This is a genomic window from Microbulbifer magnicolonia (genome assembly GCF_035117725.1).
GTDB lineage: Bacteria > Pseudomonadota > Gammaproteobacteria > Pseudomonadales > Cellvibrionaceae > Microbulbifer > Microbulbifer magnicolonia.
The window spans coordinates 1,309,385-1,322,708 of record NZ_JAYEFD010000001.1 but is presented as its reverse complement, the minus strand read 5'-3'; the positions used below and the strand labels follow the sequence as shown (position 1 = coordinate 1,322,708).

15 protein-coding genes are annotated in these 13,324 nt (G+C 61.1%); 7 read left to right on the top strand and 8 right to left on the bottom strand.

Annotated elements, in window-relative coordinates:
* Nucleotides 1-43 precede the first annotated feature (43 nt).
* Nucleotides 44-739 (top strand): SDR family oxidoreductase, encoded by a 696-nt coding sequence (locus tag RRF64_RS05835; RefSeq protein ID WP_323844880.1) that lies wholly within the window; start codon nucleotides 44-46, stop codon nucleotides 737-739.
* 204 nt (nucleotides 740-943) lie between these two features.
* On the opposite strand, the gene RRF64_RS05830 is transcribed toward RRF64_RS05835, so the two are convergent.
* From RRF64_RS05830 to RRF64_RS05820, 3 genes are all read right to left on the bottom strand, one after another.
* The gene (locus RRF64_RS05830) at nucleotides 944-1,630 is read right to left on the bottom strand and encodes an isochorismatase family protein (protein ID WP_323844879.1); all 687 of its coding nucleotides are present in this window, start codon (nucleotides 1,628-1,630) and stop codon (nucleotides 944-946) included.
* An 86-nt stretch (nucleotides 1,631-1,716) separates the two neighbouring features.
* On the bottom strand, nucleotides 1,717-2,343 hold the full coding sequence (gene ycaC / locus RRF64_RS05825) for an isochorismate family cysteine hydrolase YcaC (RefSeq protein ID WP_323844878.1): 627 nt from the start codon (nucleotides 2,341-2,343) through the stop codon (nucleotides 1,717-1,719).
* A 190-nt stretch (nucleotides 2,344-2,533) separates the two neighbouring features.
* Nucleotides 2,534-3,292 carry an SDR family NAD(P)-dependent oxidoreductase gene (locus RRF64_RS05820; protein ID WP_323844877.1) on the bottom strand — a complete coding sequence of 253 codons (759 nt, stop codon included), beginning with the start codon at nucleotides 3,290-3,292 and terminating at the stop codon, nucleotides 2,534-2,536.
* Nucleotides 3,293-3,424: 132 nt separating this feature from the next.
* Between RRF64_RS05820 and RRF64_RS05815 the strand changes: the two genes are divergently transcribed.
* Nucleotides 3,425-4,357: a LysR family transcriptional regulator gene (locus tag RRF64_RS05815; RefSeq protein ID WP_323844876.1), complete on the top strand. Its 933-nt coding sequence runs from the start codon at nucleotides 3,425-3,427 to the stop codon at nucleotides 4,355-4,357.
* Here the strand turns inward: RRF64_RS05815 and RRF64_RS05810 are convergent.
* Nucleotides 4,350-5,123 carry a TSUP family transporter gene (locus RRF64_RS05810; protein WP_323844875.1) on the bottom strand — a complete coding sequence of 258 codons (774 nt, stop codon included), beginning with the start codon at nucleotides 5,121-5,123 and terminating at the stop codon, nucleotides 4,350-4,352. The two genes, RRF64_RS05815 and RRF64_RS05810, sit on opposite strands and share 8 nt — an antisense overlap.
* Before the next feature lie 356 nt (nucleotides 5,124-5,479).
* Here RRF64_RS05810 and RRF64_RS05805 point away from each other — a divergent pair, with 356 nt between their 5' ends.
* The 3 genes from RRF64_RS05805 to RRF64_RS05795 all read left to right on the top strand — a co-directional run bounded on the left by RRF64_RS05805 (nucleotide 5,480) and on the right by RRF64_RS05795 (nucleotide 6,430).
* Complete coding sequence (locus RRF64_RS05805) at nucleotides 5,480-6,001, top strand: DUF1097 domain-containing protein (RefSeq protein ID WP_323844874.1); 522 nt, start codon at nucleotides 5,480-5,482, stop codon at nucleotides 5,999-6,001.
* A complete protein-coding gene (locus RRF64_RS05800) occupies nucleotides 5,998-6,192 on the top strand; it encodes a hypothetical protein (protein WP_323844873.1) in 195 nt (64 codons plus the stop codon). Before RRF64_RS05805 ends, RRF64_RS05800 begins: the two co-directional genes overlap by 4 nt.
* A gap of 91 nt (nucleotides 6,193-6,283) precedes the next feature.
* On the top strand, nucleotides 6,284-6,430 hold the full coding sequence (locus RRF64_RS05795) for a hypothetical protein (RefSeq protein ID WP_323844872.1): 147 nt from the start codon (nucleotides 6,284-6,286) through the stop codon (nucleotides 6,428-6,430).
* A gap of 41 nt (nucleotides 6,431-6,471) precedes the next feature.
* On the opposite strand, the gene RRF64_RS05790 is transcribed toward RRF64_RS05795, so the two are convergent.
* The gene (locus RRF64_RS05790) at nucleotides 6,472-6,747 is read right to left on the bottom strand and encodes a GIY-YIG nuclease family protein (RefSeq protein ID WP_323844871.1); all 276 of its coding nucleotides are present in this window, start codon (nucleotides 6,745-6,747) and stop codon (nucleotides 6,472-6,474) included.
* Nucleotides 6,748-6,918: 171 nt separating this feature from the next.
* The gene (locus RRF64_RS05785) at nucleotides 6,919-9,051 is read right to left on the bottom strand and encodes a PA0069 family radical SAM protein (protein ID WP_323844870.1); all 2,133 of its coding nucleotides are present in this window, start codon (nucleotides 9,049-9,051) and stop codon (nucleotides 6,919-6,921) included.
* Nucleotides 9,052-9,165: 114 nt separating this feature from the next.
* Between RRF64_RS05785 and RRF64_RS05780 the strand changes: the two genes are divergently transcribed.
* Both RRF64_RS05780 and RRF64_RS05775 read left to right on the top strand, forming a co-directional pair.
* Nucleotides 9,166-10,710, top strand: coding sequence for an FMN-binding glutamate synthase family protein (locus RRF64_RS05780; RefSeq protein WP_323844869.1), 1,545 nt, complete (start codon nucleotides 9,166-9,168; stop codon nucleotides 10,708-10,710).
* The gene (locus RRF64_RS05775; protein ID WP_323844868.1) at nucleotides 10,710-11,951 is read left to right on the top strand and encodes a cation:proton antiporter; all 1,242 of its coding nucleotides are present in this window, start codon (nucleotides 10,710-10,712) and stop codon (nucleotides 11,949-11,951) included. Before RRF64_RS05780 ends, RRF64_RS05775 begins: the two co-directional genes overlap by 1 nt.
* 16 nt (nucleotides 11,952-11,967) lie before the next feature.
* Here the strand turns inward: RRF64_RS05775 and RRF64_RS05770 are convergent, their stop codons facing one another.
* Nucleotides 11,968-12,525 carry a DUF1439 domain-containing protein gene (locus tag RRF64_RS05770; protein ID WP_323844867.1) on the bottom strand — a complete coding sequence of 186 codons (558 nt, stop codon included), beginning with the start codon at nucleotides 12,523-12,525 and terminating at the stop codon, nucleotides 11,968-11,970.
* An 80-nt stretch (nucleotides 12,526-12,605) separates the two neighbouring features.
* Nucleotides 12,606-13,250 carry a GNAT family N-acetyltransferase gene (locus RRF64_RS05765; protein WP_323844866.1) on the bottom strand — a complete coding sequence of 215 codons (645 nt, stop codon included), beginning with the start codon at nucleotides 13,248-13,250 and terminating at the stop codon, nucleotides 12,606-12,608.
* Nucleotides 13,251-13,324 lie beyond the last annotated feature (74 nt).

Below are 13,324 nucleotides of genomic sequence, written 5' to 3'. Positions count from 1 at the left end.
TGCTATGATCGGAACGCGAAAGAATACCATTGAAGGAACCATTATGTCCGGCACCATAATGATCACCGGTAGCAACCGCGGCATAGGTCTGGAAATGTGCCGCCAGTTCGCCGCGGACGGCTGGCGGGTGCTCGCCTGCTGCCGCGATCTGCCCAACGCATCGGAGCTGCGCTCACTGCGCGGGCAGTATCCCAACCTGCGCCTGTTCCAGCTGGACGTGACCGACTACGCGCATATGGCGGCGCTGGCCAAGGCGCTGCAGGGCGAGCCCATCGATATACTGCTGAACAATGCCGGCTACTACGGCCCCAAAGGGGTGAGTTTCGGCCATGTGGATCGGGACGAGTGGCGCCGGGTGCTGGAGTCCAACACCATAGCGCCCTATATGATGGCGGAGACCTTCGTCGACAATGTCGCCGCGAGTGCGCGCCGGGTCATCGCGGTGATGAGCAGCAAGGTGGGCAGTATCGCCGACAATTCGTCCGGCGGCGGCTATATCTACCGCTCCTCCAAGACTGCAGTCAATCAGGTGGTGAAGAGCCTGTCCATCGACCTGAGTGAGCGAGGTATCAGTGTGATAGCGCTGCACCCGGGCTGGGTAAAGACCGACATGGGCGGCCCCGGTGCCCTGATCTCCGCCGAGGAGAGTGTCGCCGGACTGAAGCGGGTATTGCTGGATACAGACCTGCCGCGCAGCGGTCATTTCTACAATTACGATGGCGGCGAGATTCCCTGGTGAGGGGATTCCAGTAGCTGCTACCTGGTTGGTAGACAACAAGACGGGCTGGATAGCTGCTTCGTCCCTCTTGTTTACAACAGCATTCCACATGGCTACTCAGTATGCAGAGTCATGACTTATTGATTTTCATCAGGGAGGCGTGCGGCGATCAAATGGCGCACTTCCCTGTAGTCGAACAGCACACCTTTGACACATTCGGTAGGATTAACTCCGGGAATCTAGCTGCTCGTTGTTTTTGATCACTTCCTGCGCCTTGGCATAGCTCTCGATGAGAAGTCGATAATTGGGGAATATCTGCGTATAAACTTCGGCCCACTCCTGGGCGTCGTCGCGATTCCAGGTTTTCTGCAGCTCCGAGGCCACCGCGCCTGTGTCTATCGGCACCACGCCGGCCTGCATTACCCGTGCCAGAGTGATTTCCTGCGCCGTTTTTGAGTAGGTGCCCGATGCATCCACCACGGCAAACACCTTGTAGCCATCGTGCACCGCACTGATGGCGGGAAATGCCATACACACGCTGGTGATAGTGCCGGCGATGATCAGAGTACTGCGCCCGGTAGCCTTGACCGCGGCGACGAAGTCCGAGTTGTCCCAGGCGTTTATCTCACCTTTGCGCGCCACATACTGCGCGTGCGGCGCGTTGCCGTGAAGTTCCGGAATTAGTGGCCCGTTCGGTCCCTGCGGTACCGAGGCGGTGGTGATGACCGGAACTTTGGCCAGTGAGGCAATTTTCGCGAGCGCCGCAGCATTGGCGCGTAACCGGGTCATGGGCATGTCTTGTACGGTCTGGAAAAGGCCGCTCTGGTGGTCGATCAGCAGCATCACCGCGTCGTTTGGGTCTATCGCCGGGCGGGCTCCGTCGAAATTGGCAATGGTGTGGGGGAAACTCATACCGCTGCTCCTTGAGCGTCGATCAATTCAGGGGGGTTGCCGAGCAATTCAGGGGGGTTGCCGAGCAAGCCATGGGCTGCGGGCACTTACTTGTCAGATGTTGACTTGGTATAGCTGTTGATCAAGTTGCGGTAATCGGGGATATGGTTGCTGAAAAGCGCGGCCAGCCCCTCGATGTCATTGCGCCAGTCGCGGTGCAGCTCGCAGGCCACGCCAAACCAGGTCATCAGCTGGGCGCCGGCCTCGGCCATGCGGATCCAGGCGGAGTGGCGGGTGAGTTCGTTGAAGGTGCCGGAGGCGTCGGTCACCACGAACACCTCGAAGCCCTCCTCGATCGCCGACAGCGCCGGGAAGGCCACACACACCTCGGTGACCACGCCGGCGATAATCAGTTGATTCTTGCCGGTGTCCTTGACCGCCTTGACGAAGTCCTCGTTGTCCCAGGCGTTGATCTGCCCGGGGCGGGCGATATAGGGCGCCTGCGGAAATTTTTCTTTCAGTTCCGGCACCAGCGGACCGTTGGGTCCGTCCTCGAAACTGGTGGTCAGTATTGTCGGCAGTTTGAAATACTCGGCGAGATCGGCCAGCGCCAGCACGTTGTTCTTGAACATATCGGGCGCTATGTCCCGCACCAGGGACAGCAGGCCGGTCTGGTGGTCCACCAGCAGCACGGCGGCGTTGCTTTTATTGAGGCGGGTATAGAGCTTGCTCATAAGGGGGCTTCCTCTGGACCGAAACTATTGGAGAAAGCCTAGGCGAGATTCGGGCGGGCATGATCGGATCCAAATAAGTAACGACGAAAAGCGAGCCGCCTTGCCGCTCGCCTTTTGCGTTCGGGCCGTCCGTGGCCCGGGAATGCAGGCGGGTTGCGGCTTTTCAACGGGCCGCTCCGCCATCCCGTTGTTACAGGAACATGCCGCCGGATGCCTCGATGCGCTGTGCATTGATCCAGCGGTTTTCCTCGGACAGTAGAGCGGCGATCACGCCGCCGATATCGTCCGGCAGACCCACGCGTCCCAGCGCCGTCTGCGAGGCAATAAAGTCGTTGACCTCCTTGTTGTCGCGCACGAGTCCATCGCCGAAATCGGTTTCGATGGCGCCCGGCGCGACGACATTGACTGCGATACCGCGCGGGCCCAGCTCCCTGGCCATATAGCGACTCAGCACTTCAATTGCCCCCTTCATGGCCGCATAGGCCGAGTAGCCGGGCAGTGAGAAGCGCGCCAGGCCGCTGGACAGGTTCACGATGCGCCCGCCGTCGGCGATCAGCGGCAGCAGCCTCTGGGTCAGGAAGAAGACGCCCTTGAAGTGGATGTTCATCAGCTGGTCGAACTGCGCCTCGCTGGTCTCGGCGAAGGGCGTGTGGATGCCGATGCCGGCGTTGTTGACCAGGTAATCGAACTGGTAGCGCTGCCAGTGGGACTGCAGTAATTCACGCAGCTGCTCTGCGAAAGCGGCGAAGCCGGCGCTGTCCCCCGTGTCGAGCTGCAGGGCGGCGGCGCGCGCGCCGTGCTGCTCGATCTCGGCGACCACCGCCCGGGCGTCGGCCGCGCGGCTGTGGAAGGTGAGAATCACATCCACGCCCTTGCTGGCCAGTTGCAGGGCGGTGTTGCGTCCCAGGCCGCGGCTGCCGCCGGTGATCAGTGCAATCTTCTGTTTCATGCTCGGCTCCTGTCGTTGGGTTGTGGCCTCGATAGGCGACGGATGAGAGCTTATTGAATGGCCTGAATTAGATAAATGCGCCAAGGATGGCTAGACTGTTTTGGATTTCTGAACAATAGAGCCGGATGGGTTATGAAACTGCTGGAATCCATGCAGATCTATCTGCGGGTGGCGGAGCAGGGCAGCTTCACCGCCGCGGCGGACAGCCTGGGCCTGTCCCGCGCCAGTGTGTCCAGCGCGGTGCAGCAGCTGGAGAACCTGCTCGGCACGCGCCTGCTGCACCGCACCACCCGCAGTGTGCAGATGACCCAGGACGGCCAGGTGTTCTATGAGCGCTGCCAGGACCTGCTGGCGGATATGGACGAGCTGCAGAACCTGTTTCGCGAGGACACCTCAGAACTGCACGGCCGGCTGCGGGTGGATATGCCATTGCCGATTGCCCGCGATGTGGTGATCCAGCGGCTGCCGGCGTTCCTGCGCCAGCACCCGGGCCTGGAAGTGGAACTGAGCAGTAGCGACCGTTTCGTCGACGTGGTCCGCGAGGGCTTCGACTGCGTATTGCGCGTGGGCGCGCTGCAGGACTCCAGCCTGATTGCGCGCCCGCTGGGCTATTACCGCATGGTCAACTGCGCCAGCACCGAGTACCTGGCGGAACACGGCACACCGCGTTCCCTCGAGGACCTGAGCCGACACCAGCTGATCCGCTATGCGCTGACCCTCGGATCGCGCCCGTCCGGTTTCGAATATGTGGATCCGGACGAGCCCGGTATAGAGAAGAGTCTGCCGATGCGGGGTGCGGTAACCGTCAACAATACCGAGGCCTACCTGGAAGCCTGTCTCGCCGGTCTCGGTATCGTCCAGGTACCGGAGCCGGGTGTGCACCCCTACCTGCAGTCGGGGGAGCTGGAGGAAATACTGCCGCGTTACCGCCCGGCGCCGATGCCGGTGTCACTGGTCTATGCCAACCGCCGCCACCTGCCGAAGCGGGTGCAGGTGTTTATGGCCTGGCTGGCGGAAATCATGAAGCCGCGCCTGGTCGATGCGGAGGGCCGGCACCTCAACTGAGGCTTATCCAGCCAAAATACTGCGCTATCTGGCTGATGGACATCAGTACGCACATGGTGATTACCAGCGGGCGTATCAGCCTGGCGCCGCCGTTCAGCATGGTGTGGCTGCCGAGATAGGCGCCCGCCATCTGCCCCAGCATCATCGCCCCGCCGATGGCCCAGATCACCTTGCCGCCCGCAGCGAAAAGCGCCACCGAGGCCAGATTGGTGGTCATGTTCAGCAGCTTGGCGCGGATGGTGGCAGTGAGCAGCGTCTGGCCGCGGAAGGCGACACCGGAGGCGGCGAAGAAGGAGCCGGTGCCGGGACCGAAGACGCCGTCGTAGAAGCCGAGGGTAGGCACCCAGGTCAGCGCCCACTGCTTTTCCGTCTGGCGCGGCCTGGCTTCGGTTTCTCCCAGCTTTGGCGTCAGCCAGAAGTAGAGCGCCACACACAGCAGTAACAGCGGAATCACCCAGTTCAGCCAGCCGGTGTCGATACGCTGTACCAGCCAGGTCCCTATGGCGGCGCCAGCGGCGGCGGTCGCCATCAGTGGCAGCAGTTCCCGCCCGCGCAGATGCCCCTTCAGAAAAAGCGTCACCGTCGAAGTCAGGGTGCCCATCACGCTCTGGCTCTTGTTCGTGGCCAGGGCGTTGACCGGCGGTACGCCGGCGAGCAGCAGCGCGGGCAGGGTGATCAGACCCCCGCCACCGGCCAGGGTATCCACCCAGCCCGCCAGCAGGGCGACGGCAAAGAAAAGCAACAGCAGCGTCAGCGTCAGTTCCATGGAGCGGAATTCCGGCGGGATTTGGAGGGCCGCTATTCTGCCCGAGTCCGGCGCAGAAAACATCTGGCTGCCGCGTGGCGCGAATTGGCGGCGGACGCCTCGGTCACAGGTTTTTTTATAACCTGCGGATATCGCGTTAGCGCCATGCACTCTTTGCCGGGGCGAAATATTGCCGGCCTGGAAAATCAGGCAAGGATGCTGAAGTTATCTGATATCGGTGCAGCTGCCCCGCGTGCAGAATGCAATGGCCGGAAAGGAGTCGCGCAGGTCCGGAGAGAAGTGAACCGGGCAGCGGTAAAGCCTTTTTGGCAAGCAGGGAATTTAATGGCGAGCGTGAATTCGGGAGGGCATGGCCCATGAGTCAGGCAATGGTTAGCGAGCACACAACGGAGTCGGTGTCGGTGTCGGTGTCGCGGTCGCCGGTGAAACTTCGCTCGGCACTGGAAATTGCCGGCGCAGCGGGACTCAGCCTGTTCGGTGGCCTGCCGGTCTGGATCACCCTGTCCGGGTGGCTTGCCTATCGCGCCCGCGGCTCGTCACTGCGCGATGGTGCCTACAACCTCGCCTGTGCAGTGACCGGTCTCGGTTTGGGCATAGTCGCGCAGGCCGCGGCGGTTAAATTGCACCCGGCTCTCGGCTTGGCCGCACTGCCCGCCGCGCTGGCGCTGGCGGCCGTGAGTGCCCTGATGATGAACTGGATTACCGGGGTGAAAAATATCCCCAGCTACCTGATCGGGATAGTGGTCGTCTTTGCCGCGGGTATGGACACGTCACTGGACACTTATCTGATATTGACGGCGGCAGTCTCCGTCGGCGCCTTTGCCGCGGCGCTGGCCGATTTTATCCACCAGGTGCGAGAGCCGGAGGTACAGCAATGAGAAGGTTGAAAGCGAAGATCGGATCCATGATCGATATTCCCGCAGATGCGTTGCGCTCCATGGTGATAGATGCCGGACTGACGCGCGCGATGCAGATGCGAACGAGCGGGGCGGGTGCCTGTGGAAATAAAGTCACCCGGAAATGGCTGCTCGAAAATGAGCTTCCACTGGCTGCGCTAGAGCAGCCCTGAATACCGGCAGATTCCGCCGGTCGCGCAGGAGATTTACCGGGCGCACTTCGCTGAAAGACCGCGAAGGCGCCGTCACCGAGAGGTGTTGGAGATGTTGAAACGTATTTTATTTGCCACTGCGATGGTCCTGGTCACTGCGCTGGCCTTCACCGGGCCGGCCGTTTCCGAGCCGGATCCGCAGATGTTTCTAAGCAGTAGTCAGTTTAGCAGTAGCCAGGTTGGCAGCAGTCAGCTGTAGCGAGTCGGTTTTGCCGACCCATCCCTTTGAGGCCCTGAGCGCTATGCCGGAAGTGATAACCCCACACTGCCGGCTATCAGGGCCTCTTTTTTTTCCTTCGGCCATTTCTTGATTTGCAGCTCGAGTTTCAGGGCTTCGGACTTGTCCGCAACTGCCTGTTGGAACACCAGCGTCAGCGGGCCGCGACCGCGCAGTGCCTTGGCTGCCTTGGGGCCGCCGCTCTGGTGTTCCGCAAAGCGCCGCTCCACATCGGTGGTGATGCCCGTATAGAGCGCGCCGCGCCTGGTGCGGACCAAATAGACAAACCAGTTATTCAAATTGCAACTATCCGATTGCTGAGTGCGTATTGTCCGCGATCAGGGGGGGATTGCAAATCGCTGCCGGGAAGGGCAGCTATAGGAGCGACGGGGCGGCCATCAGCCCATTGCCGCGACTGATGTCCGGAGATACCGGCAAGACCTGTCGCGGCCATGGGCCGCTCCTACGATTCAGAAGAGGGATTGCTGATCGCCGGACTGGGGTGGCGGACAAAAGCGGCTGTTGTCGAGCTTCAAGTCGCGCCGGTTCAGCCCCAGCTTCCGGATCGCCACGCCAAAGCGCTGTTGCAACAGCTGTGCGAATACGCCGGTGCCGGTCTGGCGCTGAGAGAAATCACTCCGGTAGTCGCGGCCGCCGCGACTCTGCTGCACGATGCTCATCACGTGCGCGGCGCGCTCCGGATAGTGTACTTCCAGCCACTGGCGGAACAGCGGCGCCACCTCGTGGGGCAGGCGCAGCAGGATATAGGCGGCGTGATCCGCGCCGGCATTCCGCGCCGCCCTGAGAATGGCCTCCAGTTCGCAGTCGTTCAGCGCCGGTATCATCGGTGCCGCGAGCACCGCGGTGGGGATGCCCGCGCTGCTCAATTGTTCCAGTACGCGAAGGCGCGCGGCGGGACCGGCGGTGCGCGGTTCGAGTTTTCGCTTCAGTTCATTGTCGAGGGTAGTTACGCTGATGGCCACCTGGGCCAGCCCGTCCTGTGCCATTTCTTTCAGTATCGGCAGGTCGCGCAATATCAGCTGGCTCTTGGTGACTATGGTCACCGGCTGCTGGAACCGCTGCATCGTCTCCAGCAGCTGGCGGGTGATCTGTTTTTCTCTCTCCAGCGGCTGGTAGGGGTCGGTGTTGGTGCCCAGGGCGATGGGACTGCACTGGTAGCCGGGTTTGCGCAAAGCCTTTTCCAGCAGTTCTGCGGCGTTGGGTTTGAAGAAAATCCTGCTTTCGAAATCCAGGCCGGGGGACAGGTCCATATAGGCGTGGCTGGGGCGAGCGTAGCAGTTGTGGCTGACGACTCCGTTTGCAATAAAATCCTCTGTTCCGGTGCTGATATCGTACATTGATATTGACTGGCCCAGGGCCTCGATATTCACTACACGCAAATCCACTTCGCTTTTAACCGCTCTACCGACAATCGAACGCTTGCGACTGATCGCCGGGTCTGTCATATGAAAGAAGGTGAGCTTTTTCCCTACTCCGCCTCGCAGGCGAACAACGGTGAGGGATTTTTGTTCTTTGCGCTCGATCGCTTCGAGTGCAAAGTCAAAGCCGAGTTGATCGAGCGCCTTGCTAATCTGGTCGATAATTTCCGGGTCTGAGTTTGGTATTCTCAGTGTGTTTTTCTTGCTGAAGTTACCCTCCGCGTCAAATATTCCGGCAAGGAAGCCTTTGCACCAGTCGTCGGAAGTCACCGTAGGCCATTCAATGATTTCTCTGATCTGCTGTACCTGGGATCTGGCATTGGTCCTTATGGCTTTCATTGCCTGCCGATTTTCCATCGCTTCCGAAAATACGGTTTCGTGGGTCTGTACGCCAAACGTCTTCAGGTATTTACGTGAGCGTTGCAGCCCCTCCTCGTCGGTCAGCGCGAGCCTGAACAAGTGAATATTTCCGTGTTTGCGTCCTGAGCGCCGGTATCGATAGGTGCCAATGGTTCCATCGCCCCGTATCATCCCGCTCAAATAGCCTCGCCGATAGTCTTCCGTCTTGACAGGTTCTTGAGCGAATCTACCCGTACCCATCATTTTGTTATTGGTGGTCAGGTGGGCACGCCGGTGACTGCCATTTTCTGTATCCGTTACATATTTCCACCCGCGCTCGGTCAGGAAACGATGATCGCCGCTGGCAACCAGTTGGGTGCCGTCCGCGAGAGTGATCCGGTAGGCGGGTTTTACTGTGGACCAGTGGGCCAGCACTTCCGTTTCCACGAAGCGCCGATACCAGCCCTTGCGGACGGTACCGATAATCCTGTCGCCGACCTTAACTTCACTAAGAGGCCTGTGCCGACCGTCTGCGTAAAGAATCCGGGTGTCGCCACTCAGGCAGTACACACAGCCGTGCTCACAGCCTCGATAGGGATTGATCGACTGGCTGAACGGCAGGTCCGGCGAGCTGTTGCTGGCGATGATGGTCTTGGCCTTTTCCTCGATGGCCTCTGTCAGCAGTCGCTCCAGCGGCTCCGCTTCCGTCTGCCAGCCGTCGTACTCGCGGGTGCTGACATGGGGCACGAAGCGCCCGGCCAGGTTGCTGGCAGCGCCGCGGCCCTTGTGTATCTGGGCGGGATTGCCGGAATCTTCGTTGGCCAAGTGATCGTCTCGATATCTGTATAAATATACAGTTTAGGGCCGGGCGGCGCGGCTGTGCAAGCCTTTCGTCGAGGGCATACAATTAGGCGCAGACACTGTAGGGGGAATAGAGAAATGGATCTTGAGGCGGTGGCCGCTATCCGCAATTTTGCCGTCAATGTATTGCAGGTGTTTGCGCTGGTGTTTGCCTTTGCGCTGGTGCTGCTGGTGCTCTATGTGCTCTACCTGTACCTGTCCGATATCAGCCAGACCAAGCAGGCCATCCGCCGCAACTTCCCGGTACTGGGGCGCTTTCGCTACAAGTTTGAGCACCTGGGTGAGTTCTTCCGCCAGTACTTCTTCGCCCTCGACCGCGAGGAAATGCCGTTCAACCGCGCCCAACGCAGCTGGGTCTACCGCGCCGCCAAGAACGTGGATTCCACCGCGGCCTTCGGTTCCACCCGGCCGCTCAACCAGCCCGGCGATGTGCTCTTCCTGAACCACCCCTTCCCGACACTGGAAAAGGACGCGGTGCCGCCGCGGGAGATCACCGTCGGCGACGGCTATGCGCGGGAGCCCTATACCACCCGTTCCATCTTCAATATTTCCGGCATGAGCTTCGGCGCCCTGTCGGTACCGGCGGTCACCGCATTGTCCAAAGGGGCGGCCAAGGCCGGTATCTGGCTGAACACCGGGGAGGGCGGGCTGGCCGCCCACCATCTGGTCGGCGGCTGCGACATCGTCTTCCAGATAGGTACCGCCAAGTACGGCGTGCGCGATGAGCAGGGCCTGCTATCGGATGAAAAGCTGCGCGAAGTCGCGGAGCACCCGCAGGTGAAGATGTTCGAGCTGAAGCTCTCCCAGGGGGCCAAGCCGGGCAAGGGCGGCATACTGCCGGCTATCAAGGTCACCGAGGAGATCGCCCGCGTGCGCGGCATTCCGGTGGGGGTGGCCTCCATCAGTCCGAACGGACATCCGGAGTTCAATAGCGTGGACGGCCTGCTGGACATGCTGCACCACATTCGCGAGGTCACCGGCAAGCCCACCGGTTTCAAGTGCGTGATCGGCGCCAGCGACTGGCTGCACCAGATGTGTGAGTCCATCCAGCTGCGCGGCCTGGAATACGCCCCCGACTTCATCACCATCGACAGCGCCGACGGCGGCAGCGGCGCGGCACCGCAGAGCCTGATGGACTATATGGGGCTGCCGATCAATCGCAGCCTGCCATTGTTGGTAGACCTGCTGACCGATTACGGACTGCGCGACCGGGTCAAGGTGATCTGTGCCGGCAAATTGCTGACACCGTCTATGGTGGCCTGGGCATTGGCGATGGGGGCCGACTTTGTCAATTGCGGGCGCGGCTTTATGTTCGCCCTCGGTTGTATTCAGGCCATGCAGTGCAACAGGAATACCTGTCCCACCGGTGTCACCACGCACAACCCGGACCTGCAGCAGGGCCTGGATCCGCTGGACAAGGCGGAGCGCGTCTACAATTACGCGCGCAATATGGCCTACGAGGTGGGCACCATCGCGCATTCCTGTGGCGTGCCGGAGCCGCGCCTGCTGCGCCGGCATCATGTGGAGGTGATCGACGAACGGGGTATGGCGGTACCGCTCAACGCGCTTGTTCCGGATGTAAAACCCAAATCGGTGATCGCGACTGACAGGGGAACAGAATAGTGGAGAGCGTTACCACTCTGGTCGGGCAGGGGCTCTATATGGCCGCGGCCGCGGTGGCAGGCCTCGGCCTCGCGCGCCTGCTGCGCAGCGACAATACCCTCGGTTGCCTGATCGCCGGCGTGCTCGCCGGCATGCTGCTGCCGGTGATCGACTACGACACCGGCATTCGCGCGGAAAACCTCCACCAGCTGGTGTTTTTCGTCATTCTGCCGGTGTTGATTTTCGAATCCGCCTGGCAGATTGAACCGCAGGTATTGAAGCGCTGGCTGGGACCGATACTGCTGTTCGCCACCCTGGGGGTGGTGATCTGCGCGCTGATCATCGCGCTTCTCACCTATTACGGCATCGGCCATCCCGCTGGCTTCCCCTGGGTAGCAGCGTTGCTCACCGGCGCGATACTGGCCGCCACGGATCCGGTGGCAGTGGTCACCAGAATGCGCGAGAGCGGTACCGGGGAAGATTTGCTGACCCTGGTCGAAGGGGAGAGCCTGTTCAACGACGCGGCGGCGATCGTGCTCTTTACTCTGGTGTTGGGTGTGGCCAGCCACAGCGTGATGGAGGGTGGCGCCAGTACCGGTGAGCCGCTCGCCGGTGCCGGCACTATCGCGGTTTACTTTGCCGTCACCTTTTTCGGAGGCCTGGCGGTGGGCCTGTTGTGCGGTCTGGTCACCGCTATCGTCGTCCTGTTCCTGCGCTCCGCCGGCGCCGCTCTGATGACCCTGGTGCTCGCCGCCTTCGGCAGCTTCTATCTGGCGGAGCATGTGGTGCATGTCTCGGGCATTATTTCGGTGATGGTCTGCGCCATAGTGACTCGCGCCTGTCTGCGCGAACAGAGCGAGACCTATCTGGCACACGCGCAGCCCACCTGGGATTGGCTCGGGTTGCTGTTCAGCGCCTTGATCTTCGTGATTATGGGGCTGGTGATCACCTTCGACATGTTCGCACAGCAGTGGTTGTCTATGGTGGTGGCTATTGCGGCCGCCGTGGGCGCCCGCGCACTGTCGATCTTTATGATGGCGCCGATGGCGCGTTTTGTCGGCCCGCCGATTCCGAAGCCCTGGCGCCTGATTCTCGGCTGGGGCGGGTTGCGCGGCGTTATTGCGGTGGCGCTGGTGCTGTCACTGCCGGTCGAGCTGCCCTACTGGTGGACGGTGCAGTCGATGGTGTTTGGCGTGGTGCTTTTCTCGCTGCTGGTGCAGGGGACCAGCAGCGCCTGGCTGATCAGGAAGCTGGATCTGTGATCCTTTCCTTCCGCTGTCAGTGTTTTCCCAGCGTTAGCACCAGGTCGTCTCCGTCGACTGACACTTCCTTCAGTGCCAACCGGGCTGCCAGTTGCCGGAGTTTTCCGCGCTTCAATGTGTAAATGGGGTGGCGGCTGTAGTATTCGGACAGAGCCGCCTCGATCACGAGCCGCAGTCTTTCCAACTGCCGTTCGGGCAAGTCCGGCAGGGCTAACAGATCTATTTTCAGGTCTTCGAGATAGAATTCACCCTTGCCCGCCACATACTGCGGCAGTCCGGAAATGTCGACCGTGCCGCTGAATGTGCGGCTGTCGTCCACCGCCATTATTTTCAGTGACAAATCCAGCCCCGCCGCAATGCGGCCGCTATCCGGCCGCAGGTCGACGCGGGGGTTGTCCAGTGTGAGTTCAAAAATAGCGAGATATTGCCGGGTGATCGGCAGGCCTTTTTCCAGGTTCTGCTGTATCTCTGCTTCGGGAATTCTAATCGAGTACTCTTTACCCGAGTAAAAAAGGTAGCCGGCAATTGCCAGTGCCAGCAGTGCTGCCACGAGTACTGCGATGATTCTCGCCATGGGGCCGCTCCTGCCGTGTTTCCGCTGATGCTTGAGGGTCTGTAGGTTCTCTGCAGTATAGATTGCGGCTGTAGCGATACCTATGCAGTGGAGCGACCGTCGCACAGGCGCATTGACATGGCCGTGTGGTCGCAGACTTGTCCGTATGGCGAGCTCAGTTTCCCGATGCGGCCAGCCTGCATTTCAAAGCCCAGCCTCAGGTACAGTTCCCGCGCGCGCGGATTGGTCGCGGCGACATCGAGGGTCAGCCGATTTACGCTTCTGGAGCGGGCGCGTGCGGCAATCTGCCCGATCAGCGCGGTGCCGATACCACCGCCGCGGTGTTCGGCATCTATGCCTAGATGGTAGAGCATGGCTTCGCCGGATTTCGGTGTCCGAATAACGCGTTCGGTGCGCAGGCCGCGCACCAGTGTGCGCAGGGCTGCTGCCGGGGAATAGAAGGACACTATGTCCCTGAGTGCGGCGACAGTGAATGCGAAGTTCTGGCCGGCGTCGCGCAGCGCCGCTACGCCCACCAGCTTTCCGTCGATTTCCGCGGCCAGGTGCTGCCGGTAGCCGAACTCGGACTGGCCGCGCACAAAGGCATAACGGAGAAAGTCCAGCGACTGGTGCGCCGCGCTGTCGCAGAATACATAGTCGAAGGCGGCGGGCCCCGAGCTGTAGATCAGGGGGATCGCGGCATCCGCGTCGTCCGGCCGGCAGGGGCGGAAATTGATTTCGGGCACTCGGTTTACCGTCGATTTGTTTGCGCTGCGGCCTAAGTTAGGGATCGTGCAGGGGATTGTCCAGCGACTGCGTC

Excerpts from the sequence above, each read along its gene's own strand:
- RRF64_RS05800 (WP_323844873.1), top strand. The coding sequence starts at position 5,998 with ATGAGAAGGTTGAAAGCGAAGATCGGATCCATGATCGATATTCCCGCA.
- RRF64_RS05810 (WP_323844875.1), bottom strand. The coding sequence starts at position 5,123 with ATGGAACTGACGCTGACGCTGCTGTTGCTTTTCTTTGCCGTCGCCCTG.
- ycaC (WP_323844878.1), bottom strand. The coding sequence starts at position 2,343 with ATGAGCAAGCTCTATACCCGCCTCAATAAAAGCAACGCCGCCGTGCTG.
- RRF64_RS05830 (WP_323844879.1), bottom strand. The coding sequence starts at position 1,630 with ATGAGTTTCCCCCACACCATTGCCAATTTCGACGGAGCCCGCCCGGCG.
- RRF64_RS05805 (WP_323844874.1), top strand. The coding sequence starts at position 5,480 with ATGAGTCAGGCAATGGTTAGCGAGCACACAACGGAGTCGGTGTCGGTG.
- RRF64_RS05780 (WP_323844869.1), top strand. The coding sequence starts at position 9,166 with ATGGATCTTGAGGCGGTGGCCGCTATCCGCAATTTTGCCGTCAATGTA.
- RRF64_RS05815 (WP_323844876.1), top strand. The coding sequence starts at position 3,425 with ATGAAACTGCTGGAATCCATGCAGATCTATCTGCGGGTGGCGGAGCAG.
- RRF64_RS05795 (WP_323844872.1), top strand. The coding sequence starts at position 6,284 with ATGTTGAAACGTATTTTATTTGCCACTGCGATGGTCCTGGTCACTGCG.
- RRF64_RS05820 (WP_323844877.1), bottom strand. The coding sequence starts at position 3,292 with ATGAAACAGAAGATTGCACTGATCACCGGCGGCAGCCGCGGCCTGGGA.
- RRF64_RS05770 (WP_323844867.1), bottom strand. The coding sequence starts at position 12,525 with ATGGCGAGAATCATCGCAGTACTCGTGGCAGCACTGCTGGCACTGGCA.
- RRF64_RS05835 (WP_323844880.1), top strand. The coding sequence starts at position 44 with ATGTCCGGCACCATAATGATCACCGGTAGCAACCGCGGCATAGGTCTG.